Annotated in this window: 21 protein-coding genes; 14 read left to right on the plus strand and 7 right to left on the minus strand. The window is 71.6% G+C overall.

Features of this window, described 5'->3' with window-relative positions; all coding sequences use genetic code 11:
• From E1286_RS32560 to E1286_RS32595, 8 genes are all read left to right on the plus strand, one after another.
• Positions 1 to 872: endonuclease/exonuclease/phosphatase family protein (locus E1286_RS32560; protein ID WP_132618598.1), on the plus strand; the 872-nt coding region annotated here is incomplete at its 5' end.
• Positions 873 to 993: 121 nt separating this feature from the next.
• Positions 994 to 1,797 (plus strand): SAM-dependent methyltransferase, encoded by an 804-nt coding sequence (locus E1286_RS32565; protein WP_132618600.1) that lies wholly within the window; start codon positions 994 to 996, stop codon positions 1,795 to 1,797.
• Positions 1,798 to 1,916: 119 nt separating this feature from the next.
• Positions 1,917 to 2,537 (plus strand): HD domain-containing protein, encoded by a 621-nt coding sequence (locus tag E1286_RS32570; RefSeq protein ID WP_132618602.1) that lies wholly within the window; start codon positions 1,917 to 1,919, stop codon positions 2,535 to 2,537.
• A gap of 74 nt (positions 2,538 to 2,611) precedes the next feature.
• Complete coding sequence (locus E1286_RS32575) at positions 2,612 to 2,848, plus strand: DUF2630 family protein (RefSeq protein WP_132618604.1); 237 nt, start codon at positions 2,612 to 2,614, stop codon at positions 2,846 to 2,848.
• Between the two features lie 16 nt (positions 2,849 to 2,864).
• Complete coding sequence (locus tag E1286_RS32580; RefSeq protein ID WP_132618606.1) at positions 2,865 to 3,815, plus strand: NAD(P)H-dependent flavin oxidoreductase; 951 nt, start codon at positions 2,865 to 2,867, stop codon at positions 3,813 to 3,815.
• A gap of 153 nt (positions 3,816 to 3,968) precedes the next feature.
• Positions 3,969 to 5,291 carry a PP2C family protein-serine/threonine phosphatase gene (locus E1286_RS32585; RefSeq protein WP_246075414.1) on the plus strand — a complete coding sequence of 441 codons (1,323 nt, stop codon included), beginning with the start codon at positions 3,969 to 3,971 and terminating at the stop codon, positions 5,289 to 5,291.
• Positions 5,292 to 5,354: 63 nt separating this feature from the next.
• Positions 5,355 to 6,101 carry an alpha/beta fold hydrolase gene (locus E1286_RS32590; RefSeq protein ID WP_132618608.1) on the plus strand — a complete coding sequence of 249 codons (747 nt, stop codon included), beginning with the start codon at positions 5,355 to 5,357 and terminating at the stop codon, positions 6,099 to 6,101.
• Positions 6,098 to 7,489: a hypothetical protein gene (locus E1286_RS32595; RefSeq protein ID WP_132618610.1), complete on the plus strand. Its 1,392-nt coding sequence runs from the start codon at positions 6,098 to 6,100 to the stop codon at positions 7,487 to 7,489. Before E1286_RS32590 ends, E1286_RS32595 begins: the two co-directional genes overlap by 4 nt.
• Positions 7,490 to 7,492: 3 nt before the next feature.
• On the opposite strand, the gene E1286_RS32600 is transcribed toward E1286_RS32595, so the two are convergent.
• Genes E1286_RS32600 through E1286_RS32615 form a run of 4 tightly spaced genes read right to left on the minus strand, consistent with a single transcriptional unit; the run spans position 7,493 to position 12,664 of the window.
• Positions 7,493 to 9,520, minus strand: coding sequence for a hypothetical protein (locus tag E1286_RS32600; protein WP_132618612.1), 2,028 nt, complete (start codon positions 9,518 to 9,520; stop codon positions 7,493 to 7,495).
• Positions 9,520 to 10,812, minus strand: coding sequence for an ABC transporter substrate-binding protein (locus E1286_RS32605; protein WP_132618614.1), 1,293 nt, complete (start codon positions 10,810 to 10,812; stop codon positions 9,520 to 9,522). Before E1286_RS32605 ends, E1286_RS32600 begins: the two co-directional genes overlap by 1 nt.
• A 36-nt stretch (positions 10,813 to 10,848) precedes the next feature.
• Positions 10,849 to 11,694, minus strand: coding sequence for a carbohydrate ABC transporter permease (locus E1286_RS32610; RefSeq protein ID WP_132618616.1), 846 nt, complete (start codon positions 11,692 to 11,694; stop codon positions 10,849 to 10,851).
• A complete protein-coding gene (locus E1286_RS32615) occupies positions 11,684 to 12,664 on the minus strand; it encodes a carbohydrate ABC transporter permease (protein WP_132618618.1) in 981 nt (326 codons plus the stop codon). The genes E1286_RS32610 and E1286_RS32615 overlap by 11 nt, the downstream gene beginning before the upstream one ends.
• Positions 12,665 to 12,965: 301 nt before the next feature.
• On the opposite strand from E1286_RS32615, the gene E1286_RS32620 reads away from it, so the two are divergent.
• From E1286_RS32620 to E1286_RS32630, 3 genes are read left to right on the plus strand one after another with little or no spacing between them, the layout of a single operon-like run.
• On the plus strand, positions 12,966 to 14,039 hold the full coding sequence (locus tag E1286_RS32620; protein WP_132618620.1) for a LacI family DNA-binding transcriptional regulator: 1,074 nt from the start codon (positions 12,966 to 12,968) through the stop codon (positions 14,037 to 14,039).
• An 11-nt stretch (positions 14,040 to 14,050) separates the two neighbouring features.
• Positions 14,051 to 15,433 (plus strand): glycoside hydrolase family 5 protein, encoded by a 1,383-nt coding sequence (locus E1286_RS32625; RefSeq protein ID WP_132618622.1) that lies wholly within the window; start codon positions 14,051 to 14,053, stop codon positions 15,431 to 15,433.
• Between the two features lie 4 nt (positions 15,434 to 15,437).
• A complete protein-coding gene (locus E1286_RS32630) occupies positions 15,438 to 16,703 on the plus strand; it encodes a hydroxyacid-oxoacid transhydrogenase (RefSeq protein WP_132618624.1) in 1,266 nt (421 codons plus the stop codon).
• A 248-nt stretch (positions 16,704 to 16,951) separates the two neighbouring features.
• Here E1286_RS32630 and E1286_RS32635 read toward each other — a convergent pair whose 3' ends face one another.
• Positions 16,952 to 18,757: an alkyl/aryl-sulfatase gene (locus tag E1286_RS32635; protein WP_132618626.1), complete on the minus strand. Its 1,806-nt coding sequence runs from the start codon at positions 18,755 to 18,757 to the stop codon at positions 16,952 to 16,954.
• 412 nt (positions 18,758 to 19,169) lie between these two features.
• Here E1286_RS32635 and E1286_RS32640 point away from each other — a divergent pair, with 412 nt between their 5' ends.
• Genes E1286_RS32640 through E1286_RS49510 form a run of 3 tightly spaced genes read left to right on the plus strand, consistent with a single transcriptional unit; the run spans position 19,170 to position 21,204 of the window.
• Positions 19,170 to 20,144: a zinc-binding alcohol dehydrogenase family protein gene (locus E1286_RS32640; protein ID WP_132618628.1), complete on the plus strand. Its 975-nt coding sequence runs from the start codon at positions 19,170 to 19,172 to the stop codon at positions 20,142 to 20,144.
• Positions 20,145 to 20,203: 59 nt separating this feature from the next.
• Positions 20,204 to 20,791 carry an alpha/beta fold hydrolase gene (locus tag E1286_RS49505; protein ID WP_223190636.1) on the plus strand — a complete coding sequence of 196 codons (588 nt, stop codon included), beginning with the start codon at positions 20,204 to 20,206 and terminating at the stop codon, positions 20,789 to 20,791.
• The gene (locus E1286_RS49510) at positions 20,791 to 21,204 is read left to right on the plus strand and encodes a transposase (RefSeq protein ID WP_223190638.1); all 414 of its coding nucleotides are present in this window, start codon (positions 20,791 to 20,793) and stop codon (positions 21,202 to 21,204) included. Before E1286_RS49505 ends, E1286_RS49510 begins: the two co-directional genes overlap by 1 nt.
• Before the next feature lie 239 nt (positions 21,205 to 21,443).
• On the opposite strand, the gene E1286_RS32655 is transcribed toward E1286_RS49510, so the two are convergent.
• Together E1286_RS32655 and E1286_RS32660 are read right to left on the minus strand one after the other, a co-directional pair.
• A complete protein-coding gene (locus E1286_RS32655; RefSeq protein ID WP_246075415.1) occupies positions 21,444 to 22,970 on the minus strand; it encodes a UDP-N-acetylmuramoyl-L-alanyl-D-glutamate--2,6-diaminopimelate ligase in 1,527 nt (508 codons plus the stop codon).
• 339 nt (positions 22,971 to 23,309) lie between these two features.
• Positions 23,310 to 23,591 carry a metal-sensitive transcriptional regulator gene (locus E1286_RS32660; RefSeq protein ID WP_132618630.1) on the minus strand — a complete coding sequence of 94 codons (282 nt, stop codon included), beginning with the start codon at positions 23,589 to 23,591 and terminating at the stop codon, positions 23,310 to 23,312.
• Positions 23,592 to 23,652 lie beyond the last annotated feature (61 nt).

A 23,652-nucleotide genomic window follows, 5' to 3' on the forward strand; every position in this document is an offset into this window, starting at 1 on the left:
GCGGGGTGGAGTCGGGCGCGTTCCTGGTGCCGCTCGTCTCGTTCACGCCGTACTTCGCCGTCGCGGCCCTGGTGGTGCTGGGGGTCGTGGCGCTGCTGCGGTGCCGCGCCGCCGTCGCGGTCATGGCGGTGGTGTGCGCGTGCCTGGCCTGGCTCGTGGTGCCGCGGGCGATCGCCGGCGACGCTCCCGCGCGGGGGCGGCCGCTGCGGGTGCTGACCGCCAACCTCAACGGCGGCCGCGGTGACGCCGCCGTGATCACCGACCTCGTACGCAGGCTCGACGTGGACGTGCTGAGCGTGCAGGAGCTGACCTTCTCGGCGCGCGACCGGCTGGCGGAGGCCGGGCTGGAGGGCATGCTGCCGTACCAGATCAGCAGTCCGGAACTGCGCGGTCCCGAGGGCAGCGGCGTCTACAGCCGCCACCCCCTGCGCGAGCGGACGGGACTGTTCCAGCCGGTCGGGCACCACATGCCGGTGGCCGAGGTGTCGCTGCCCGGCGGCTCGTCCGTGGAGGTGGTCGTCGTGCACCCGGTCGCGCCGGTGCCGTCCACGGTGCCGGAGTGGGAGGCCGGGGTGGCCTCGCTGCCGCCCGCGCCGGGCTCCGGGCCGCCGCGCATCCTGGCGGGCGACTTCAACGCGACGCTCGACCACGCGGTCTTCCGGCGGCTGCTGGCCACCGGCTACACCGACGCGGCGGACGCCACCGGGCAGGGGCTGATGCCGACGTGGCCGCACGGGCGTTCGCTGCCGCCGCTGGTGACCATCGACCACGTCCTGACGGACGCGCGGGCGGGGGCCCTGAGGGTGCGGGTGTTCGACGTGCCGGGGTCCGACCATCGGGCGCTCTTCGCGGACCTGCGGGTGGCAAGCTGATCCGGCGCCTGACACGTCCGATTCATCGGGAGACGGCGGGAAGCTGACGATCAACCCGCGCGGGGGATATTGCTCGACATATGATCATCTTCTGTATCCCGTCGTCACCCCGGAGGCCCCCATGACCGAGGAGACTCCTCACCCGCGGATCGACACGTCCGTACCGCACTCCGCCCGCGTCTACGACTACTGGCTGGGCGGGAAGGACAACTTCGCCGCCGACCGGGCGGTCGCGGAGGCCACGGCGAAGGCCTCGCCCGGAGTGGTGCAGGGCGCGCGCGACAACCGCGCCTTCCTCGGCCGCGCCGTACGCCACATCGCCGCCCAGGGTGTCACCCAGTTTCTGGACATCGGGACGGGCATCCCGACCCAGGGCAACACGCACGAGGTGGCCCAGGCGGCCGACCCGGCCGCGCGGATCGTCTACCTCGACAACGACCCGATCGTGATGATCCACGCCCGGGCGCTGCTCAAGGGCACCCCGGAGGGGCGGACGGCGTACATCGAGGCCGACCTGCGCGAGCCCGACGCCATCCTCAAGCACCCCGACCTGCTGAAGACCATCGACCTCAGCAAGCCCGTCGGGCTGGTCATCGTGGGCACGCTGATGTTCATCAAGGACCACGAGGACCCGTTCGGCCTGGTGGCGCGTTACAGCGCGGCGCTGGCGCCCGGCAGCTATCTGGCGATCTCACACGTCACCGCCGACTTCGCCCCGAAGCTGGTGGGGGCGAGCGCGGAGGCGTACAACAGCGAGGCCCTGGCTTTCACACCGCGCACCGGTGAGCAGATCCTGCGTTTCTTCGAGGGGTACGAGCTGGAGGAGCCCGGCCTGGTCCCGGTCTTCGACTGGCGCCCCGACGGCCCGGTCGCCCGCGCCCCGCAGGACGCGGGCGCCTACGGCGTGGTGGGCCGCAAGCTCTGACCTGCACGGGAGCCTCTCCCCCGCCCGCATGACATGCCCCCGTCGGGGATTCACGCTGTCATGCGGTGCGGTGGTCGTCATGGGCCGGTCCGCGCGGCATCCGCGACCAGGAGGTTTCCATGATCGACGTACCCGACACCGAACTGGCGGGCGAGGCCACCCGGCTGGTACGCGAGTCCACGAGCGACCTGATCTACCACCACTCGCGCCGGGTCTACTTCTGGGGCGTGCTCCAGGGCCGCAACCGGGGCCTGAGCTACGACCCCGAGCTGCTGTACATCGGCGCCATGTTCCACGACCTCGGCCTCAACGAGGAGCACCGTGGCAGCGGACGGCGCTTCGAGGTCGACAGCGCCGACGTCGCCCGGGGCTTCCTGCGCGAGCACGACGTGCCGGAGGACAGCATCCGCCGGGTCTGGACGGCCATCGCCCTGCACACCACGCCCGGCATCCCCGAGTTCATGGAGCCGGAGGTGGCGCTGGTGACCGCGGGCGTCGAGTACGACGTGCTCGGCATCGGCTTCCACGAACTCAGCGACGAGCAGCGGCGGGAGATCACGGCCCTGCACCCGAGGCCGGGCTTCAAGCAGGCGATCCTGCGGGCGTTCGCCGAGGGCGTCGCGCCGCGGCCGGAGACGACGTTCGGCAACGTCAAGGCCGACGTGCTGGAGCGGTACGTGCCGGGCTTCAAGCGCGGCGATTTCGTGGACACCATCCTCGAGTCGCCCTGGCCGGAGTAGCCGGTTCCGCGCGTTGTACGGTGGTTCGGCCCGTGGCCGGACGTCCCGGGCGTACAACGCGAACGGGAAGGCTCATGGACGAACAGCAGATCCTCCAGCGCATCCACGCCCTCGTCGACGAGGAGCACGAGCTGCGCTCGCAGAGCGCGTCGGCCGAGCCGGAGCAGCACACCCGGCTCACCCACCTGGAGGAGACCCTCGACCAGTGCTGGGACCTGCTGCGCCGGCGCCGCGCCCGGCGCGACGCCGGCATGAATCCCGACGACGCCGAGGCCGCGCCGGTCTCGCAGGTCGAGAACTACCTGCAGTAACAGCGAAGGAGTGAACATGCTGCGTACGTGGCTGACCGAGCGCTTCGGGGTGGACGTGCCGCTGGTCGGGGCGCCGATGGCCGGGGTGAGCGACGGGCGGCTGGCCGCTGCGGTGGCGGCGGCGGGCGGGCTCGGCATGTTCGGTGTGCCCCCCACCGCGTCCGCCGCGTGGATCAGCGACCAGGCCGCCGTGGCGGGCGCGGGCGGGCGGCCGTACGGGATCGGGCTGATGGCCTGGGCCCTCACGGACGCCCAGCTGGGCGCGGTGATCGGGGCGCGCCCGGCGCTGGTGTCGGTCAGCTACGGCGACTACGCGCGCCACCTCGGGCCGCTGCGGGAGGCCGGGATCGTGGTGGCCACCCAGGCCGGCACCACGGAGGAGGCCAGGGCCGCGGCGGGAGCCGGTGCGGACGTCGTCGTGGCCCGCGGCGGTGAGGGCGGCGGGCACGGACGCGGCGAGGTGGCCACGCTGCCGCTGCTGCAGGGTGTGCTGGACGCGGTGGACGTGCCGGTGCTGGCCGCGGGCGGCATCGCGACGGCGCGCGGGCTGGCCGCCGTGCTGGCGGCGGGCGCTGAGGGCGCCTGGGTGGGTACGGCGTTCCTCGGCTGCGCCGAGACGACGCTCCCCGAGGCGGCCCGGCGGCGGGTGCTGGCTGCCGGGGAGACCGGCACGGCGTACGGGCGGGTCTTCGACGTCGCGCAGCGGCTCGCCTGGCCCCCGGAGTACGGCGGGCGCGCTCTGCGCAACGCGTTCTTCGAGCGGTGGGAGGGCCGGGAGGCGGATCTGGCCGCGGACGATACGGCGTCCGCCGAGCTGGCCGCCGCCCGCGAGGCCGGGGACTTCGACACCGCATACGTCTACGCCGGGGAGGCGGTCGGCCTGGTGGAGCGTGAGCGGACCGCGGCCGACGTGGTGGCCGCCTTCGCCGCCGCCGAACCTCTGCTGCGCCGCTTCACGACCCCCTGACGTCACCAGCGGCCGGCGGCGCGCAGGACGCGGCCTCCCGCCATCAGCCGCCGATACCCCCGCCGCACCGTGGACGGCACCGTACCCGCCGGCCGCGGGGTCGCCCAAGTGGGTAGGAGTGCGGGCAGACGCGTACTCGGGGGGTGGGCGAACGTGGGGATCGAGGGTGAGCGGGTCCTGGGCGGTCTGCTGCAGGCCATGCATCTGTGCGCGATGGAGGACCTGCCGCGCGAGATCGCCTCGCACGCGCGCCGGGTCGGCTTCTCCCAGATCGTGATCTACACGACCGACCTGCAGCAGCAGCTCCTCGTGCCCCTGCCGGGCCAGACCGGTCCCGACGGCGCGGTGCCGCGTACGGTGCGGATCGACGGCACCCTGCCGGGGCGCGCCTTCCGCCTGGTGGAGATCGTCCGCACGCGTCCCGTCGCGGGCCCGGCGGTCTCGGAACCCGTCGCGGACCCGGCGACCTCAGAACCCCCCGCGGGCCCGGGGACGGCGGAGCAGGAGCCGGGGACGGCGGAGCAGGAGGAGGCGCTGGGAGGTGAGGGGGCGCGGCGGTTGTGGGTGCCGATGCTGGACGGCACCGAGCGCGTCGGCGTGCTGGGCGTCACGGTGCCGCACGACGACGAGCTCGCCGAGTCGCGGGTGAAGAACCTGGCGGCCCTCGCCGCGGTCCTGCTGATCAGCAAGCGCCCGCACAGCGACTCCTACGCCCGTCTCGTCCGGACCCGCCCGCTGACGCTGTCGGCCGAGGTGTTGTGGAACCTGCTGCCGCCGGGCACGTTCGCCACCGAGGACGTGGTGGTCAGCGCCGCCCTGGAGCCCGCGTACGACGTGGGCGGCGACGCCTACGACTTCGGGTTGGACGGCCGGATCCTGCGCCTGGCGGTCTTCGACGCGATGGGGCACGACACCTCGGCCGGGCTGACCGCCACCCTGGCCATCGGCGCGTTCAGGAACAGCCGCCGGCTGGGCGCGGGCCTGCCGGAGACCGCCTCGGCGGTCGACGCGGCGATCAGTGAGCAGTTCACCGGCCGCTTCGCCACCGGCATCCTGGCCGAACTGGACCTCGGGACGGGCGTGCTGAGCTGGGTGAACAGGGGCCATCACCCGCCCCTGGTGATCCGCGAGGGCCGCCTGGTGGCGACGCTGGAGGGTGTGCCCGACCCGCCGATGGGGCTGGGCCTGGACGCCTCGACGGGGCTGCTGTCCTACCCGCTCCAGCCCCGCGACCGCCTGCTGTTCTACAGCGACGGCATCATCGAGGCGCAGAGCCCCGGCGGCGAGCGGTTCGGCCTGGAGCGGTTCATCGACTTCGTGGTGCGGCGGGAGGCGGACGGGATGGCAGCGCCGGAGACGCTGCGGCGGCTGATCCAGGCCATCCTGGCGCACCAGCGCGGCCGGCTCCAGGACGACGCGACCGTGCTGACGGTGGAGTGGCGCGACACCCAGCGGGCGCGCGGCCTCACCCTGTGAGAGGCGGACGTTCGCCGGATCACCGCTCGGGTAGGGGGCAGGCCTTTTCGGGAGAGGAGAGGCGTGCCGCTCGAACAACTCGTCCATACCGTGTCCGGCACGGCGATCATGAGCCGGCGCCGCCACGGGCCCGGCCCGGCGGTCGTGTGCGTGCACGGCGCCGGGGTGTCCGGGCGGGAGATGCTGCCGTTCGTCCGGGAGCTGGGCGCGACGCACGACGCGTGGGCCGTGGACCTGCCCGGATTCGGCCGCAGTGAGAAGCCCTCCGCGCCGCCCACGCTGGCGGGGCTGTCCGACGCGGTGGCCGCCTGGCTGGAGGAGTCGGGGCTGGAGCGGGCGTGCCTGCTCGGCGGGTCGTTCGGCTGCCAGGTGGCCGTCGACGTCGCCGTGCGCCATCCGGACCGGGTGGCCGCGCTGGTGCTGGTCGGCCCGACGGTGGATCCGCTCGGCCGCTCCCCCGTCCGGCTGGTCGCGCAGTGGCTGCGCAACTCGGTGCACGAGAGCCCGCGCATGGCGCCGCTGAACGTCGCCGACTACCTCGACGCCGGGCCGCGCCGCGTGCTGGCCAGCTTCGGCGTCTCCATGCGCGACCGGGTCGAGGACAAGCTGCCGTACGTGGCGGTGCCGGCCCTCGTCGTGCGCGGCGGGCGGGACGGCATGGTGCCCCAGGCGTGGGCGGAAGAGGTGACGCGGCTGTTGCCGCGGGGGCGGCTCGTGGTCATGGAGGGGTTGCCGCACATGGTGCCGTACCGGGACCCGCGAGGGCTCGCCCGTGAGGTCACCGCGTTCCTTGGGGAGGTGGCCGCGTGAGGCCGGGCAAGGCGGTGGCGTCGTTCGACTCGGCGACCGGGATGTTGCGTGCCCTGGCGCGGTTCCTGCACGACAGGGACGTACCGCTGATCGGCCAGGGCCCGGCGGCCATGGAGCCGGCGATGTCCGCGCTGCTCGGCGCGGCGAGCCGGCTGCCGCGCGCGCTGCAGGAGAAGGCGTACGCGGCCAGCGGCTGGGCGGAGGCGGTGCCGCTGCGGCGGGTGCCGGAGATTCGGTCGGAGGAGCTGGCCCGGTGGGTGACCGGGCACTACCCGCGGCGCCGGTATCCGGTGGCGTTCGTCGGTTCGTCCAACGGGGCGCTGGTGCACCTGGCGGCGGCGGTGTCGGCGCCGTGGCTGCCGCAGACGCTGCTGCTGCCGGTACGGCGGCACGGCGTGCACCCCGACGACCCGCGCGGCGACCTGGACACGACCCGGCAGGCGGGGCGGGCGCTCCTCGACGCCAACCCCGACCTGGTGCTGCACCACATGCACGACGCCAACCAGGACCGCCTGATGATCGCGGGCATGACCTACTTCAGGGTGAAGTGGCGGCGGCTGCCGCAGGCGTACGCGCGGTTCCTGGAGGAGTCGCTCGAACCGGGCGCGACGCTGGTCGTGGTGGAGTGCGGGCTGCGCTGGCCGAGCACGCGGGTGGGGCCGCGGCACGTGTTCCAGCACGGCGCGCTGGGCGGCGCGACGCCCGAGGAGTACGCGCACGGCGGCCCCCGCGTCGCCGACTACCTGCGCCGCTACGGCTCGCCGAGGCGCGCGTGGGACTACCCGCCGGCCGACGGCGAGCGGCCGGAGGCGGAGTGGGGGTTCGAGCCCGAGCTGCTCGGCGAACTGGAGAAGCTGGCCGAACGCAACGGCTGGCGTCTCGCCCGGCTGCGCTTCGGTGAGCCGGAGGACCTGAGCCCGGCCGTCGCCGATCTCCACCGGTCCTGGCACGAACGCCGCGGCCTGCCCGCCGACCGGCTGCTCGTGGAGTGCTTCCTGCTGCTGGAGCCGTGGTGGGCGCTGCGCAGCGGCTCGGCGCCGTTCTGGACGGTGTTCAACACCGAGGCCTCGCACGCCCGGCTGCGCTCCTACCTCGACGCCGCCGACCCGTACGACGAGATCCGGCTCACCCTGTTCTCGCACGGGGTGGACTCGGTGGGGCTGGCGCCGATCGACGCGTGGCGGGAGCTGCTGGCCAGGGCACGCAAGGTCGGCGTGTTCACCGGTGTGGACACCCGCGCCTACCCGCGCGACTTCGCCGTGCTGGCCCGCGCCCACCGGCAGCTGGCGCGGATCAGGACGACGTACCCGATGCCGCTGCCGTTGGAGTGGGCGCGGGCCGAGGAGTTCCTCGGCAAGCGCGAGGAGCTGGAGCTGCGCACCCGCTGACCGTCAGGGCAGCCGGTGCAGGCCCTCGTGCCGTACGGTCCAGGAGTCCGGGAAGCCGGGCGCGGGCGGGCCGCCGTCCCAGCCCCTGGCCATGAGGGCGACCGCGGCGAGCAGGCCGCCGTTGCCCGGCAGGTAGACGGGCAGGCCGGGGCTCTGCCGGTTGTGCCCGTTCGGCAGGTACGTGTTCTTGGCGACGGGCATGAGCAGCGCGTCGACGGCCAGGCCCGGCTCGCCGAGGCGGGCGGCGGTCATGGCGATGGCCGGGTAGTCCCAGCCCCAGGTCGACTGCCAGTTCCAGTCGCCGAGCACGTCGCGCAGGGTGGCGCGCATGACGCCCGGGTCGACGATCCGGGTCGGGGGGACGAAGCCGAGCGCGTACAGCATGGACGGGTGGTCGTCGCGGACGGTGTAGGGCGGCGCGTCCATGGCCGCGTACACGCCGTCGCGGACCAGCGGGGCGGCCATCCCGGCGGCCACCTCTGCCCAGGACGGCTCGGGGGCCAGGCCCAGCAGCCGCCGCCAGCGCTGTGCCGTCTCCAGCGCCCACGCCCAGTACGCCAGCTCGAACGCCGGGTCGGCGGCGTCCGCGCGCACGTCGGCGTACGACTCCTGGGCGGGGACCAGCGGCGGGCCCAGGCCGTACCCGCCGGGGCCCTTGACGGCGAAGGCGGCCATGAAGGCGGCCGTCTCCAGGACGAGGTCGCCGTACAGGGCGACGGCGCGGCGGGTGCCGATCGCGCGGCGCACCAGCTCGGCCAGGTAGATCGGGTGCGGCTGCTGCCACACCAGGAACGGGCCGATCGGGCTGGGGCTCTCGCGGCCGTCGGGGCCGACCTGCTTGGGCCAGCGCGCCCCGGGGCAGCCCTGCGCCCTGGCGGTCCCGCGCGCGCGGGGCAGGATGGCGGCGTACCAGCCGAGGCTGCGTTCGAGCAGCTCGGGGCGGCCCCACAGCGGGAAGTGGGCCGCGTGCCACCAGTGCATCTCCAGGTGGAAGCGGCCCCGCCAGCTGTTGGCCATCAGGCCGGTCTCGGCCGGCGGGGTGGAGCCCGCGCAGTGGATCGCGGTGAGGTACTGCGACAGGACGACGCGGCGTTCCAGCTCGGGGGCGCGTTCGTCGTGGCTGCCGGACAGGTCCACCGCGCCGCCTGTGCTCCAGAACCGCTCCCAGTGCCGCTCGGATGCCGCCACGACCTCGCCGAACGACGTCTTGCCGCTGGCGGGACCGGACGGGTGGAAGGCGACGACCAGCTCGGCCGCCGTCCCGTCGAAGGTGACCAGGTACTCGTGCGGCCCGGCCTGCGCGACCCGGCCGCCGGTCAGGGTCACCGCCACCTCGTAGGCGGTGCCGTCGAGCCGCCGCGCCACCGTGAAGCCGTCCGCCGACGGCCGCAGGACCGAGGAGTGCGCCCGCGGCCGCGACCAGTCGGCGGCGTTGCCCCACGCCTGCGACCCGTACGGGAACGCCAGCCGCACCGCCACCCCGTCCAGCCCGGGCGACTCGATCCGGAAAGCGAGCACGTCCCGCTCGGGGTGGCAGGCGGTGACGACCTGGAACGGCGTGCCGCGCAGCCGGTAAGCGCCGGTCAGCACTCCGGTCCACAGGTCGAGCCGCTGCCGCGCGCCGCTCACGTCCTCCGGTTCGAGCGCCCGGCCGCCGGCCGCGACGAGCCCGATCCTGGCCAGGTCGAGCCGGTGCGGGTTGGCGCGCAGCCACGCCTCCGCCGGTGACGGGCGGGTGATGTCCGCCATGTCGACGTACGGGACCGGCCCGCGCGGCGTCCGGTACGTGCGCGTCGTCGCGGCCAGGTCGTAGGAGCCGGGAACGCTGTGCCAGCCCCACGAGGCCATGGTGGCCAGCAGCGTCCCCGGCCCCTCGGGGTCGTCGACCGGGTGGAGGCCGGGGAAGGTCTGCAGCCCGGTGACGTCCGCGGTGTAGCAGAGCTCGCCGTTGCCCACGGACAGCGGCGACTCCGGCAGCACGGACGTCACCTCGACCGCGTGCCGGCCCACGAGCGCGCGGCGGTCGATCATCAGCCGATCGCCGTCCCGACCTGCTTGATGAAGTCGGCCGCGGCCGCGGCGGGCTGCTGGCGGCCGAACAGCACGTCGGCGTTGACCCGGTCGAGGATCTTCCACACGTCGGCGGAGCCGGTCGGGCCGATCACCAGCGGCGGGCCGGCCTTCGGCGTCAGCGTGTCGATGAACGCGGTCTCGATCTGCTGCTCCTCGCTGAGCTGCGGCTCGATGGCGGCGCGGACGTCAGAGTTGGCCGGGATGCCCCGGTCGGTGAGGACGATCTTGCCGGCGTCGGCGGTGTTCACCAGGAAGTCGACGAGCTTGGCGGCTTCCTGCGGGTGCTCGCTCCTGGCGTTGATCGTGTAGATCTGCGAGGCCTGCAGCCACATGCCGGGCCGGGTGCCCTGGCTCTCGCCCGGCACCCGGATCAGCCGCAGCGGCGCGCCGGAGGCCTTGCGCAGCGCGGTGATCTGGTTGCTCCAGTCGAACTGCATCGCGGCCAGGCCGCGGCCCATCAGGGTCTGCTCGGGCGCCGGCTGCGTGGTGAGCTCGGAGGTCTGCGAGGCCGGCGGCGTCGCCCCGGCCTTGAGCAGGTCGAGCGTCATGGTCCACCAGTCCACGAGCGTCTTGTCGGTGATGCCGACCCTGCCGTCGGCGGTGTAGAGCGATTCGCCGCGCTGGCGGGAGTAGATGTCCAGCATGTCGGTCCGGGTCGGGTCCGTCAGCGCGAACGACCCGTCGGGCAGCTTGCCGGCCAGGTCCTTGGCGATGCGGCTGAAGTCCTCCCAGCTCCAGGTGTCCTCGTCGGGCAGCTCCACACCGGCCTTGTCGAACAGGTCCGGGTTGACGACCAGGGCGATGGCGTTCACACCGGTCGGAACGCCGTACTGGACGTTGCTGAACTTGCCGTTGCCGAGGGCGGCGGCGCCGATCTTGTCGGTCTTGAGCACGCCGCCGACCGTGGACAGGTCGAGCAGGGCGCCGCGGTCGCCGTACTCGCGGGGGTAGGCGCCGCCGAGCGTGATGACGTCGGGCGCCCGCCCGCCCGCGACCTCGGTGGCCAGGCGGTCGAAGTAGGAGTTGAAGTCGGTGTAGGTGCCCTTGACCGTGATGCCGGGGTTCTTGGCCTCGAAGGCGTCGATGACCTTCTGCGTGGCCTCGGCCCGGTCGTTGTTGCCCCACCAGCTGAAGCGCAGCTCGACGGCGCCGGACTCGCTCTCGCCGCCGGACGAGCCGCCGCAGGCCGAGGCCGCCAGCATGACACCGGCCAGGCAGAGCGCCGCCAGCCCTCTGGTTCGCTTTGACATGGTCGCTCTCCTTGCTAGAAACGTTTTCATCACAGATCACCGGAAGCCGGTGGTGGCGATGCCCTGCGTCAGATAGCGCTGCCCGGCCAGGAAGAACCCGAAGATCGGGGCGAGGCCCACGATGGACATGGCGAACAGCTGCCCCCAGGCCGTCTCGCCCTGGCCGTCCATGAACGAGCGCAGCGCGACCGGCATCGTCCACAGCTCGGGGTCGGTCAGGAAGATGAGCTGGCTGAAGAAGTCGTTCCAGGTCCAGATGAACGTGAACACCGCCGAGGTGGCGAGGGCCGGGATCGACAGCGGCATGACGATCCGCCAGTAGATCCTGATGTGACCGCAGCCGTCGATCCGCGCCGCCTCGTCCAGCTCCTTGGGCAGCCCGCGGATGAACTGCACCATGAGGAAGACGAAGAACGCGTCGTGCGCCAGGAACTTCGGCACGACCAGCGGCAGGTTCGTGTTGATCCAGTCCAGCTGGGCGAACAGCACGTACTGGGGGACGATCAGCACGTGGATGGGGAGCATCAGCGTCGCCAGCATCATGGCGAAGAAGATCTTCCTACCCCGGAACTCCAGCCGGGCGAACGCGTACGCCGCCAGGGAGCACGAGACCAGGTTGCCCACCACGGCCAGGATCGCGATCACGGCCGAGTTGATCAGATAGTGGTGGAACGGGTACTCCAGCGCCGTCCAGCCGTCCACGTAGTTGCCCAGGTCCAGCTCGGTGGGCCAGATGGAGGGGTCGCGGAAGATGGTCTCGGTGGGCTTGGCCGAGCTCGACACCATCCACAGCAGCGGGTAGAGCATCACCACGCCGCAGATGATCAGCAGCGCGTGCTTCGACAGCCGCCGCGACCGGCCGCCCCTGATCTCAGTTGCCATAGAACACCCACCGCTTGGCGAAGAGGAAGTTGAGACCGGTCAGCGCGGCGATGAGCGCGAGCAGGATCCACGCCATCGCGGAGGCGTAGCCCATGTCGAAGGAGCCGAAACCGCGCTCGTACAGGTACAGCGTGTAGAGCAGGGTGGCGTCGGAGGGGCCGCCGCGGCCGCCGCTGATGACGAACGCCTGCGTGAAGCTCTGGAACGCGCCGATCATCTGCAGCACGACGTTGAAGAAGATGATCGGCGTCAGCATCGGCAGCGTGATGTGGAAGAACCGGTTCACGGTGCCGGCGCCGTCCACCTGCGCGGCCTCGTAGTACGAGACGGGGATCTGCCGCAGCCCGGCCAGGAAGATCACCATCGGGGCGCCGAACGTCCAGGCGTTGAGCAGCACGAGCGTGCCGAGCGCGAAGTCAGGGTGGGCGACCCAGCTCACGCCCTCGACGCCGAAGAAGGCGAGCAGCTGGTTGACCAGGCCCTCCTGGCCGAAGATCTGCCGCCACAGGATGGCGATGGAGACGCTGCCGGCCAGCAGCGAGGGCAGGTAGTAGACGGACCGGTAGAAGGCCAGCCCGCGTACGCCGCGGTTGAGCAGCAGCGCCAGGCCCAGGGCCAGGATCAGCTGGATGGGCACCGACACGAACACGTAGAGGAAGGTGACCAGCAGCGACTTGTGCAGCCGCGGGTCTTCCAGCATCTCGCGGTAGTTGTCCAAGCCGAGCCATTCGGGCGGCTTGAGCAGGGTGTACTCGGTGAACGACAGGTAGAGGGAGCCGAGGATCGGCCCGATGGTGAACGCCGCCATGCCGATGAACCACGGCGTGAGGAACAGGTAGCCGATGCGGTCCTGCGGCGGCCCGCCGGGACGCAGGAAACGCCGGCGGCGGGGTGGGTCTTCGGTCGGAGACACAGGTCGAGGGGGAGGCGGGGCGACGGTCGCGCCCGCCGTATCCAAACGTTTGCTCATCTATCACCCTTCGCAGTCGCGCTGAGCCGCACGCGACCGGGAAAACAGGGGCACAAGCCGTGATTGGGCTTATGAGTAACCAGTTTCTAACATCGGGCACTTCTGGTGTCAACGCACTGTTAGCCGACTGACTACCAGGAAAAACGTGAACCCCCACGTCTTGCGCTAATCTCCGACAAACGGTTGTAATGCGTACTGAGAAACCGGTATCCCAGGTGAGGTTGCCCGAGGGCGCCCCCGCGGCGGTCCGGCGAGGCGACGCATGCTGGGATGAGTCCCTGAGCGTGCAGGGAGAGAGTGCATGAGGGCGAGCACCGGAAACGGTGACCAGGAGCAGGACCGGGACGGCGGTGGAAGGCCGCGCGCCGGGCGGCGCGGGCCGCGGCCGGCGGGAGCGGCGACGATCAGCCGGGTCGCCGAGGCGGCCGGCGTCTCTCGGGCGACCGTCTCCCGGGTCATGAACGGCTCGCCGACCGTCAGCCCCGAGCTGGTCGCCCGCGTGCGCGCCGCCGCCGAGGCGCTCGACTACGCGCCCAGCCCGGCCGCGCGGCGGCTCGCGCTCGGCCGCACCGGCACCATCGCGCTCATCGTGCCCGACCTCGGCAACCCGCTCTTCCAGGGCGTGCTGCGCGGGCTCAGCCAGGCCGCCGGCAAGGCGGGCCGCCAGCTGCTGGTGGCCGAGTCCGACGAGGACCCGGAGGAGGAGGTGATCCTCGCGCTGGAGGCGCGGCGCAACTCCGACGGGCTCGTTCTGGCCTCGCCGCGGGCGCCGGCCGAGCGGCTGTGCTCGATCGGTGAGCGGCTGGCGCCGTTCGTGCTGGTCTACCGCGAGGTGCCCGGCCTGGGCGCGCCGTCGCTGTCGATCGACAACGCGGCCGGCGTCCGCGACCTCGTGGCCCACCTGACCGGTCTCGGGCACCGCCGCCTGGCCTACCTGGCGGGGCCGCCCGGCAGCGCGGGCAACGCAGAACGGCTCGCCGCGCTGCGCGCCGCCGCCCCCGGCCTGGAGCTGACCGTGCTGCCGTGCGGCTCCATGTTCGACGACGGCCACGCCGCCGCCCCCGCGGTCGTGGGCTGCGGGGCGAGCGCGGTGGTCGGGTTCAACGACATGGTCGCCTCCGGAGCGCTGACCGGCCTGCGCGAGCTGGGCGTCGGCGTGCCGGAGGACGTGTCGATCACCGGTTTCGACGACATCCCGTTCGCCCGTTACACCACTCCGCCGCTCACCACCGTGTCGATCCCGAAGAGCGAGCTGGGCCGGCAGGCGTGGGAGCGCCTGTGGGCGCTGATGAACGGTGAGAGCGGCGGCTACAACGTGCGCTACCAGCCCCGGCTGCTCGTCCGCGGCAGCACCGGGCCGGCGCCATCCCGATGAGGAGAACCCATATGGAGTGGATCAGCGTCAGCGGCGACCGGCTGGCCGGGGAGTCGGGGCGGACAGTCGTCCTGGCGGGCGTCGGCCTCGGCGGGTGGATGAACATGGAGAACTTCATCACCGGCTATCCCGCCACCGAGTCGCTGCAGCGGGCCGCCCTGCGCAGGGTGCTCGGCCAGGAGGGCTACGAGCGGTTCTTCCGCCGGTTCCTCACCGACTTCTTCGACGCCGACGACGCCCGCCACCTGGCCTCGCTGGGGCTCAACTCGGTGCGGGTGCCGTTCAACTACCGCCACTTCGAGGACGACGACCGGCCGTTCGTGCTGAAGGAGGAGGGGTTCGCCTGGCTGGACCGGGTGATCGGGCTGTGCGCCGACGCCGGGCTGTACACGATCCTCGACCTGCACGCCGTGCCGGGCCGGCAGAACCAGCACTGGCACAGCGACAACCCGACTCACTGGGCGGAGTTCTGGAACCAGCGGCACTACCAGGACCGCGTCGTGCACCTGTGGGAGGCGATCGCCGACCGCTACAAGGACCGGCCCGAGGTGGCCGGCTACAACCCGGTCAACGAGCCCGCCGACTCCTCCGGCGCGGTCATCGGGCCGTTCTACGAGCGGCTGGAGCAGGCCATCCGCGCCGTGGACGACCGGCACGTGCTGTTCCTCGACGGCAACCGTTACTCGACCGACTTCTCGATCTTCGGTGACCCGTTCCCCAACACGGTCTACACCGCGCACGACTACGCGCTGCCCGGCATCGCCGCGGGCAGCTCCTACCCGGGGGTGACCCGGGGCGAGCATTTCGACCGCTCGGTGGTGGAGCAGACGTTCCTGCGCCGTACGGAGTTCATGCGGCGCACCGGGACGCCCGTCTGGATCGGCGAGTTCGGGCCCGTCTACGACGGCGACCCCGAGCGTGACCGGTCGCGGCTGCGGCTGCTGCGCGACCAGCTGGAGATCTACCGGGAGCACGGCGCGAGCTGGTCGCTGTGGACCTACAAGGACATCGGGCTGCAGGGCCTGGTGTACGCCCGCCCCGACAGCGCGTACGTGCGGCGCATCGCGCCCGTGCTGGAGAAGAAGAAGCGGCTCGGCGCCGACTCGTGGGGCGGCTCCGACGAGCACGTCCGTCACCTCCTGGAGCCGATCGAGGAGCTGTTCGACAAGGAGTTCCCGCACTTCGACCCGTTCCCGTGGGGCCGCAAGCCCTGGATCCAGACGCTGGTGCGCAACATCATGTTCGCCGAGCCGCTGGTCGGCGACTTCGCCCGCTGCTTCGAGGGTGTCACCCCCGACGAGGCGGAGGAACTGGCCGGCTGCTTCGCGTTCGCCGCGTGCGAGCGGCGCGGGCCGCTGAACGACGTGCTGCGCGAGCATATGAGCGGAGACTGAGCGTATGGAGTCCGTCTTCACCTATGGCTCGCCCGCGCTGAAGTTCGGGCCGGGCGCCTCCGCCGAGATCGGCCACGACCTGTCCGCGTACGGCGTCCGCCGCGCGCTCGTCGTCACCGACCCCGGGGTGGCCGCGACCGGCCACCCGGCGCGCGTCGCCGAGCGGATCGCCGCGTACGGCATCGAGACCGCCGTGTTCGACGGCGTGCACGTCGAGCCGACCGACGAGAGCCTGCGGCGGGCCGCCGAGCAGGCTCGCACGAGTGGGCCGTGGGACGCCTTCGTCGCGGTCGGCGGCGGGTCCAGCATCGACACGGCCAAGGCCGCGAACCTGCTGACGACCAACCCCGGCGACCTGATGGACTACGTCAACGTCCCCGTCGGCGGCGGCCGGTCCCCGGAGCATCCGCTGAAACCGCTGGTCGCGGTGCCCACGACGACCGGCACGGGCGCGGAGAGCACCACCGTGTGCGTGATGGACGTGCTGGCGCTGAAGGTCAAGACGGGCATCAGCCACCCTCGGCTGCGGCCGACGCTCGCGGTGGTCGATCCCGACCTGACGATGAGCCAGCCGGCCGGGGTGACGGCCGCGTCCGGCATGGACATCCTCTGCCACGCGCTGGAGAGCTACACCGCGCGGCCGTACACGTCGTTCGAGCGCAAGCGGCCGGAGCAGCGGGTGCCGTACTGCGGGGCGAACCCGATCTCCGACATGTGGGCCGAGCGGGCGATGGCGCTGCTGGCCTCGTCGTTCCGTGCGGCGGTGCGCGACGGCTCCGACGCTGCGGCGCGGGGCGACATGGCGCTCGCGGCGACGTTCGCCGGGCTCGGGTTCGGCAACGCCGGGGTGCACCTCCCGCACGCGAACGCCTATCCGATCGCGGGCCGGGTCCGCGGCTTCCACCCCGACGGCTATCCGCCGGGCGAGCCGCTCGTGCCGCACGGCATGGCGGTGGCGCTCACCGCGCCGCAGGCGTTCCGCTTCACGTTCGAGGCGTGCCCGGAGCGGCACCTGCGGGCCGCCGAGCTGCTCGAACCCGGCGGGGAGCGGCCCCGCGACCCGGCCGACCACCTGCCGGCCGTGCTGACCCGGCTGATGCGCGACGTCGGCCTGCCGAACGGGCTCTCCGGCGTCGGCTACACCGAGGCGGACGTGCCCGCCCTGGTGGAGGGGGCGATGAAGCAGCAGCGCCTGCTGGCCACCGCGCCGCGGGCGGTCGACGAGGAGGCGGCGGCGGGCGTCCTGCGCCGTTCGCTCGAGAACTGGTGAGCCGGCGTCACCATTCGGCGAAGGAGCCGTCGGGGTGGCGCCAGACGGGGTCGCGCCACCGGCGATGCCGGTGGGCAGCACGTGGCGGAAGTCCCACCGCGAGTACAGCCGCTCCCCCGCCGCCGGCGAGGTGAGACTCTTCAGATCCAGGAGGCGGGCCCGCGTCCAGACCGGCCGTTTCTCGGCGGACGCGAATTCCCCCGCGAAGCTGCGAGAGCCGACTGGGTCGTAGCGCATTTCGGGTGCGATCAGGGCGTGACGATGGCGAAGTCGGGTGTGGGGTCTTCCAGGACGGCGCGCAGCCGTTGCAGGACGGTCATGTCGCCGTCGTGGTCGATGCCGTCGGCGTCCTCTCCGTCGAGCAGGCCGAGCAGCCGCTGCCTGGTCAGGCGCAGCGTGAGATCCGCTCCGTCGTCGCCGGACCGGGTCTGCTCGTGGATCAGGGCGCCGTTGGACATCGTGGTCCGGTGGCGTTCGCCGGTGTCGGTAAGGCGCCAGTCGATGGCGAAGCGCTCGTTCCAGGCGCGTGGGCCGTTGACGCGGATGGCGAGGGAGTCGAAGATCTGTTCCGCGGTGAGCGCTCGGAGCATGTCCGGAGAGGTGGTTGTGGTCATGCCCGCCGAGGGGCGGCCGGTCAGCTCGGTGGCGCCGGTCAGGTAGAAGTTGCGCCAGGTGGCGTTCTCGGCGCCGTGGCCCATCCGGGTGTAGAGCTGGGCCAGCATCTTACGGGCCGGCGAGTTGCCCTGGTCGGCGAACACCGCGTGGTTGAGCAGGGTGGCGGCGAAGCGTAGGTCGCCCTCCCGGATGTAGCGTTCGGCCTGCGCGAGCACGGCGGTGGTGCCGCCGAGGCATTCGACGTAGCGGCGCGACTGCTCGACCGGGGGGTGTTCCCACAGGTGCGCGGGGTTGCCGTCGAACCAGCCCAGGTAGCGCTGGTAGATCGCTTTGACGTTGTGGCTGACCGAGCCGTAGTAGCCGTGGGTGTGCCAGGCCGCCTCCAGGGCGGGCGGCATCTGCATGGCCTCGGCGATCTCGCTGCCGGTCATGCCGCGGTTCAGCATGCGCAGGGTCTGGTCGTGCAGGTAGGCATACAGGTCGCGCTGCTGGGTCAGGAAGGCGACGATGCTGTCCTTGCCCCAGGTGGGCCAGTGGTGGGAGGCGAAGGCGACCTCCGCGTGGTCGGCGAACAGGGCGATGGCCTCGGTCAGGTAGCGGGACCAGATGCGGGTGTCGCGGACCAGCGCGCCGCGCAGGGTGAGCACGTTGTGCAGGTTGTGGGTGGCGTTCTCGGCCATGCACAGGGCGCGGCGGTCGGGGAACAGGAAATTCATCTCCGCCGGGGCCTCGGTGCCGGGGGTGAGCTGGAAGACGATGCGTACGCCGTCGACCGTCTCCTCTTGCCCGGTGTGGGTGATGTCGAGGGTGGGCGGGAGGAGGGAGACGGTGCCGGCCGAGGTGCCCATGCCCAGCCCGCAGCCGAGCTGCCCGTCGACGGAACGCGGCAGGATCTGGCCGTACATGTACAGGGCGCGGCGGTTCATGGCGGTGCCGGCGTAGACGTTCTCGGAGACGGCGTGTTCCATGAAATGGGCGGGGGCGATGACGGGGATGCCGTCGCCGTCGGTGACTCCGCGAGCGCCGCCGAAGTGGTCGGCGTGGGAATGGGTGTAGATGAGACCGGTGACCGGGCGGTCCCCGCGATGGTCGCGGTAGAGCCGCAGCGCGGCGGCGGCGCATTCGGTGGAGATGAGCGGGTCGATGACGATGACGCCGCGTTCGCCTTCCACGAGGGTCATGTTGGACAGGTCCAGGCCGCGCACCTGATAGATGCCGTCGGTCACCTCGAACAGCCCCTGCTTGGCGCACAGTTGCGCCTGCCGCCACAGGCTCGGGTGCGCGGTGGGAGGGCAGTCGGCGTCGAGGAAATCGTAGGAGTCGTTATCCCAGACGATCTTCCCGTCGGCGGCCTTGACCACTGCGGGGCTTAGCTTCGCGACGAAGCCGCGCTCGACGATGTCGAAGTCAGTTCGATCGTGGAAAGGAAGGTCTCCCATGGGACGCTGCTGCCCGCAACCGATGCCCATAAGGCAAGGTGAGGGACAAGGTAGGACATGTCGGCATGCCGCTTCCGCGGTGTCGGCGGTGAGGCGCAGGCGGTCACCGTCGCGCGGGTCGTGCTGAACGCGATGACGCAGGCCACCAAGATCCCATCGTTCGCATCGCCAGAAGCCAGGTGTCCGGTCGCCGCCTGGACAGCAGGACGCGTAGCCGGTCGAGGAGGCTGCGGCGGTGCGGAGGCTCCCGCATCGGTCCAGATCCTGCCCGCTAAGCTGAAAGAACCTGGTCGAAGCAGCACTCCTCGGCGCAGCGAGGCGTTGCGGCGGCGGGACGGCCCGCCGGTAGGCATCGTGCTCATGGCGCCGAGCCAAAGCGAACAGCCTGCCGCGTCTCGTCTGGAGGGCTGTGATGCGTGCCATCGTCATCGAAAAATTCGGCGGACCGGACTGCCTGGTCTACACCGAGCTGCCCGATCCCGAGCCGCTCGCCGGTCACGTCGTCATCGACATCAAGGCGTTCGGCATCAACCACGCCGAGATGCACATGCGCCGCGGTGAGTGGGCCGAGGCGGCGAAGGTGAGCGGCATCGAATGTGTCGGGCTGGTCGAAGCCTGCCCCGGCGGCGAGTTCCCGCTCGGCGCCAAGGTGGCGGCGCTCATGGGCGGCCTGGGACGGACGATCAACGGCAGCTACGCCGAGTACACCCGGGCGCCGGCGTCCAACGTGGCCCTGATCGAGTCGGACCTGCCCTGGGCCGAGCTCGCGGCCATCCCGGAGACCTACGCCACGGCCTGGACCTGCCTGTTCCGCAATCTCGAGATCACCGCCGGGCAGACGCTGGTCATCCGCGGCGCCACCTCGTCCTTCGGTCAGGCCGCGATCAACATGGCGGTCAACGCGGGCGCCCACGTCATCGGCACCACCCGCGATGCATCACGGTTCGCCATGCTGGAGGAGCTCGGCACAGCGCGCGCCGAACGGGAGGCGCCCGACCTGTCCGCGCGCATCGCCGAGGCCAAGCGGGTGGACGCGGTGCTGGACCTGGTGGGCAACAGCACGATCCTCGATTCCCTGGCGATGCTGCGGCGTGGGGGTCGCGCCTGCCTGGCCGGCTGGCTGGGCGGCCTGGACCCGATCGCCGACTTCAACCCGCTGCTGCAGATGGCCAGCGGCGTCTATCTCACCTTTTTCGGCAGTTTCGTCTTCGGGACCCCCGGTTTTCCGCTGTCCGACGTCCCCTTGCAGGAGATCGCCGAGCAGGTGGCGGCGGGCCGGCTGAAGGCCAAGCCGTCGCGTGTCTTCGGCTTCGAGGAGGTACGCGAGGCGCACCGCCTGATGGAGGCCAACGAGGCCAAAGGCAAGATGGTGGTCGTCAACGCCTGAACGGCGGCGCCCATGACGTGCCGGACGGGAAAGCGGTCGAGCGAGATCACGGGGTTGTCATGGTGGCCGTCCATCATCGCTACGCGCAGGTGCGGGGCCGGCGGCTGTTCTACCGTGAGGCGGGTCCCGCGGACGCGCCGGCCGTGGTGCTCCTGCACGGTTTTCCCACCAGCTCGTTCATGCTCCGCGGCCTCGTCTCCGCGCTGGCCGGCGACTACCACGTCATCGCCCCCGACCATCTGGGCTTCGGGCTCTCCGACGCGCTCTTCGCGCCCGCCGGCGCCCGCGCCTTCGCCGACGACGTGCCCAGTGCGCGGCAGATGATCCGCCCAAGCTTCGTGCCACCCCCACCCATCCGCGCCCTGCGCGATCTGACCCGCTACCGCGTCGACCTGGTCAACGCCTGCACCGCTGAGAAGAACCGGGTGGAAAAGCTCCTCGAAGACGCCCAGATCAAGCTCAGCGTGGTCGCCTCCAGCATCTTCGGCGTCTCCGGCCGCGCCATGCTGGCGCGCTCATCACCGGCGAACGCAACCCCGCCCGCCTGGCCCAACTGGCCCGCGGCCGGATGCGCTCCAAGATCAGCAGCCTCGAAGAGGCGTTCACCGGTCACTTCACCGACCACCACGCCTTCCTGCTGCGTCTGATGCTGGCCCGCATCGACGCCTGGAACGCCGACATCGCCACCGCGGAGAGGGAGATCGACCAGCAGATCGCGCCCTGGCGCGACACGGTCGAGCGGCTGGATGAGATTCCCGGCATCGGCCCCACCGCAGCGCACGTCATCATCTCCGGGATCGGCCTGGACATGAGCCGTTTTCCCACCGCCAAGCACCTGGCCTCCTGGGCCCGTTTCGCCCCCGGGGTCAAGGAATCAGCAGGCAAGAAGAAGGGCGCAAAGGCGCCACCGGTCACGGCAACGCCTACCTGGCCCGCGTCCTGGGCGAGGCCGCCGTGGCAGCCGGCCGGACCGAGACTTTCCTCGGCGAACGCTACCGGCGCATCGCCCGCCGCCGCGGCAACAAGAAAGCCGCCGTCGCCGTCGGCCGTTCCATCCTGACCATCGTCTGGCATCTGCTCTCCGACCCCACCGCTCGCTTCATCGACCTCGGCACCGGCTTCCACGACAGCCGTCTCAACGCAGAACGCGAGAAACGCCGCCACATCCGCCGACTCCAAGCCCTCGGCTACAGCGTCACCGTCGAATCCGCCAACTGACCCCGCTTCGATACCGAAACGCCCCACCCTGTCGGCGTTCGCTGCCGCCTGCCCACTGAAGCACCGATTTTCGGATCAGTTCTAAGCGTTCGACGGGGTGCTCAGCTCGCGAACGGCGCTCATGTCGTTGAAGGGAATCTCGCGGTTGCCGATGATCTGGTAGGGCTCGGCGCCTTTACCCGCGACGAGGACGACGTCTCCGGGCAAGGCGAGCTGCAGCGCCCGGGAGATGGCCTGCCGCCGGTCGGTGACGCGCTCCATGATCGCGGCGGCGACCGCCACGCCGGGCAGGATGTCGTCGATGATCGTGTCGGGGTCCTCGGTGCGCGGATTGTCGCTGGTGACAATGACAACGTCGGAGTGCCTTCCGGCGATCTCTCCCATCGGGGCGCGCTTGCTGGGGTCCCGGTCGCCGCCGCAGCCGAACACCGTGATCACGCGGCCGTCGGCGAACTCGTGAATCGTGGTGAGGACCTTCTCCAGCGAGTCGGAGGAGTGAGCGTAGTCCACGATCGCCGACACTCCGGCCGGGGTCTGATACGTCTGAAAGCGGCCCGGGATGGCAGGCAGCGTCTCCAGTGCGCCGAGCAGCGCGTCCAGGTCGTAGCCCAGCAGATGCCCGGTGGCGAGCGTGGCCAACACGTTGGACACAGCGAACCGGCCGGGGAGGGGAACCCGCGCTGGACGCCGTCGGCCGCCGTGGTGCAAGACGAACGAGGTGCCGGTCGCATCCACGCGCAGATCGGTCGCCCGGAAGTCCGCGCCCGGGTTGTCCAGGCCGTACGTGGTCACCGCGCCCGGCATCAGCGCGGCGATGTCGGCGCTGACCGGGTCGTCGGCGTTGGTCACCGCCTGCCGGCACATCCCACCGAACAGCAGCAGCTTGGCCTGCTTGTATGCCTGCATGCTGCCGTGATGGTCCAGGTGGTCGGGGGTGAGGTTGGTGAACACGCCCACGTCGATGTCCGTGGCGTCCACCCGGTGCAGCGCCAATGCCATCGAGGAGGCTTCCAGCACCACCGTGCTCGCTCCACGATCACGCATCGTGCGCAGGATCTGCTGCAGCTCCACCGCTTCGGGGGTGGTCGGGGTGGTCTTGTCGATCCCGATCGGCTCGTCGCCGACGCGGCAGCCGTCGGTGCCGATCACGCCCACTGTGGCCCGCGCCCCGATCCGGAGCATCGCCTCCGCCATGAAGGAGATGGACGTCTTTCCGTTGGTGCCCGTGACCGCGATGACCTGCATCTCCCGGCTGGGTTCGCCGAAGTAGCGCGCCGCCACGATCGGCGCAACGGCGCGCGTGTCCGTCACCTGCGCCACGCAGGCATGATCCGGCATGAGCGACGCGGGTGGGCGCTCGACCAGAACCGCGGCCGCTCCGCGCTCCACGGCGTCACCCACGAAGTGGTGCCCGTCCGTCCGGGTGCCGCGCAAGGCGATGTAGAGACTGCCGGTGGTCACCCGCCGCGAGTCGTACGCGATGCCGACGCGGACGTCGGCCTGGCGCGGGTCGCCTTGCAGGACCCGGTACTCGCATCCGGTCAGCAGCTCACGCAGATTCATGCCGCTCTCTCTTTTGACGCCGGCTTGCCGTGGCAGCAGGGACAAGTGCGGGAGATACGCCGCCCCGTCGTGGCAGACCGGCCGAGGTCGATATCGTCCGTGCGCCCACAGAGTCTTGTCCTGCCCGCGTGGCGTCCATGCCACGCGCTTGCGGCGGATTGCCGCCGAGGCAATATCCCGGACGTTACGCAGTACACCTACGCCTGGGCCGGTGACCGTTCACGTGCCCTGGAGGGAATTGCCGAGGCCGAACGTGCCGCCGCCGGGGTCCCAGCCATGCGGCTGAGGACGAGACGGCTCCCTCGCGTTTGACGCTCCCGCGTTCCGGCGGCCATGACCCGGTCATTAACTCATATTTTGCGACGATATATCGTTTCCGAACGGTCAGGAACGCACGAGCCGGGCGATCGCCTCCGAGGCCTCCTTCACCTTCGCGTCGGCCTCCGGGCCGCCCTTGCGCGCGGCCTCGGCGACGCAGTGGGCCAGGTGCTCCTCCAGCAGCGACAGCGAGAACGCCTTCAGCGCGCTCGTCGCCGCCGACACCTGGGTCAGCACGTCGATGCAGTACGCGTCGTCCTCGACCATCCGCTGCAGGCCGCGGACCTGCCCCTCGATCCGGCGCAACCGCGCCGTGTGGGCCTGCTTGCGGCCGCTGTATCCGGCCATGCCCGGCTCCCCCTTCCTCGGATCCCCGCCGTCCACCTCCGCCAACCCCATACCCTCTCCC

Origin of the sequence: Nonomuraea terrae (genome assembly GCF_004348995.1) — a bacterium.
Taxonomy (GTDB): Bacteria; Actinomycetota; Actinomycetes; order Streptosporangiales; family Streptosporangiaceae; genus Nonomuraea; species Nonomuraea terrae.

What these genes read in the sequence shown, in the direction of transcription:
- E1286_RS32565 (WP_132618600.1), top strand. Translation starts at nt 994, where the DNA reads ATGACCGAGGAGACTCCTCACCCGCGGATCGACACGTCCGTACCGCAC.
- E1286_RS32570 (WP_132618602.1), top strand. Translation starts at nt 1,917, where the DNA reads ATGATCGACGTACCCGACACCGAACTGGCGGGCGAGGCCACCCGGCTG.
- E1286_RS32575 (WP_132618604.1), top strand. Translation starts at nt 2,612, where the DNA reads ATGGACGAACAGCAGATCCTCCAGCGCATCCACGCCCTCGTCGACGAG.
- E1286_RS32580 (WP_132618606.1), top strand. Translation starts at nt 2,865, where the DNA reads ATGCTGCGTACGTGGCTGACCGAGCGCTTCGGGGTGGACGTGCCGCTG.
- E1286_RS32600 (WP_132618612.1), bottom strand. Translation starts at nt 9,520, where the DNA reads ATGATCGACCGCCGCGCGCTCGTGGGCCGGCACGCGGTCGAGGTGACG.
- E1286_RS32605 (WP_132618614.1), bottom strand. Translation starts at nt 10,812, where the DNA reads ATGTCAAAGCGAACCAGAGGGCTGGCGGCGCTCTGCCTGGCCGGTGTC.
- E1286_RS32610 (WP_132618616.1), bottom strand. Translation starts at nt 11,694, where the DNA reads ATGGCAACTGAGATCAGGGGCGGCCGGTCGCGGCGGCTGTCGAAGCAC.
- E1286_RS32615 (WP_132618618.1), bottom strand. Translation starts at nt 12,664, where the DNA reads ATGAGCAAACGTTTGGATACGGCGGGCGCGACCGTCGCCCCGCCTCCC.
- E1286_RS32620 (WP_132618620.1), top strand. Translation starts at nt 12,966, where the DNA reads ATGAGGGCGAGCACCGGAAACGGTGACCAGGAGCAGGACCGGGACGGC.
- E1286_RS32625 (WP_132618622.1), top strand. Translation starts at nt 14,051, where the DNA reads ATGGAGTGGATCAGCGTCAGCGGCGACCGGCTGGCCGGGGAGTCGGGG.
- E1286_RS32630 (WP_132618624.1), top strand. Translation starts at nt 15,438, where the DNA reads ATGGAGTCCGTCTTCACCTATGGCTCGCCCGCGCTGAAGTTCGGGCCG.
- E1286_RS32635 (WP_132618626.1), bottom strand. Translation starts at nt 18,757, where the DNA reads ATGGGAGACCTTCCTTTCCACGATCGAACTGACTTCGACATCGTCGAG.
- E1286_RS32640 (WP_132618628.1), top strand. Translation starts at nt 19,170, where the DNA reads ATGCGTGCCATCGTCATCGAAAAATTCGGCGGACCGGACTGCCTGGTC.
- E1286_RS49505 (WP_223190636.1), top strand. Translation starts at nt 20,204, where the DNA reads ATGGTGGCCGTCCATCATCGCTACGCGCAGGTGCGGGGCCGGCGGCTG.
- E1286_RS49510 (WP_223190638.1), top strand. Translation starts at nt 20,791, where the DNA reads ATGCTGGCCCGCATCGACGCCTGGAACGCCGACATCGCCACCGCGGAG.
- E1286_RS32660 (WP_132618630.1), bottom strand. Translation starts at nt 23,591, where the DNA reads ATGGCCGGATACAGCGGCCGCAAGCAGGCCCACACGGCGCGGTTGCGC.